This is a genomic window from Burkholderia sp. AU31624 (assembly GCF_020420065.1).
Classification (GTDB): domain Bacteria; phylum Pseudomonadota; class Gammaproteobacteria; order Burkholderiales; family Burkholderiaceae; genus Burkholderia.
In genome coordinates, this window is the sequence record NZ_JAIZRT010000024.1 from 1 (window position 1) to 1,160 (window position 1,160).

Sequence of the window (1,160 nt, forward strand, 5' to 3'; positions counted from 1 at the left end):
TTGTAGTGGCTAGATTGAAATGTCCGCTTTTGGCTACATAGAAATGTCCGCTTTCGGGCCGCGTAAGCTGTTCGGTCGCCGGGTGTCCGGCGCCGGAGGCTGCGATGGCTGTAACGGAACGGATCACGATGACGATGCGCGAACTGGACCGATTCAAGGTCATTCAGGATGTAGCCGACGGCAAGCTCAAGCCGTGGCGTGCTGCGGAACGGCTGGAGTTGACGACACGCCAGGTTCGCCGGCTGGTCGCCCGGTTGCGTGAGCACGGTCCGGCAGGTTTGGTATCAGGGCACCGAGCGAAGCCCGGCAATCGCCGCCTCGACCCGGGAGCTGCCGATCGGGCGCTGTCGATCATCCGCGATCGCTACGCCGATTTCGGGCCGACGTTGGCCTGCGAGAAGCTCTGGGAGTGTCACGGCATTGGGCTGGCCAAGGAGACGGTCAGGAAGCTGATGACGGACGCTGGCTTGTGGATTCCGCGTCGGCAGCGTCCGCCGAAGGTTTATCAGCCGCGAGCGCGTCGCGCATGCTTGGGCGAGTTGATCCAGATCGACGGCAGCGATCATCGATGGTTCGAGGAACGGGCACCGGCCTGCACGCTGCTGGTGTATGTGGACGATGCGACGAGCCGATTGATGATGCTGCACTTCACGCAGACCGAATCGACGTTCAGCTACTTCGAGGCCACGCGGACGTATATCGAACGCCATGGCAAGCCGGGAGCGTTCTACAGCGACAAGGCCAGCGTGTTCCGCAACGTGAAGCCGGGCAAGACTGGCAATCGCGTGACGCCGTTTGGCCGGGCGATGTACGAGCTGAACATCGACACGTTCTGCGCGAACAGCAGCTCGGCCAAGGGGCGCGTGGAGCGAGCGCACTTGACGTTGCAGGATCGATTGGTCAAGGAGATGCGATTGCGCGGCATCAACACGGTGGCCGACGCCAACGCTTACGCGCCCTCCTTCATGGTCGCCTACAACACGCGCTTCGCGAAGCCGCCAAAGAGCGACTTCAATGCGCACCGGCCGTTGCGGGCCAACGAGAGTCTGGACCGGGCGCTGACGTGGCGCGAGCCACGGAAGGTAACGAAGTCGCTCACGGTTCAGTACGACCGGGTGATGTACTTGCTGGACGATACGCCGGAGAACCGGAAGTTGATC

The 1,160-nt window shown here is 62.5% G+C and carries 1 protein-coding gene; it reads left to right on the forward strand.

Annotated elements, in window-relative coordinates:
- Positions 1 to 104: 104 nt before the first annotated feature.
- A partial coding sequence (locus LGM89_RS37020) for an ISNCY family transposase (protein WP_226275813.1) occupies positions 105 to 1,160 on the forward strand: 1,056 nt, incomplete at its 3' end.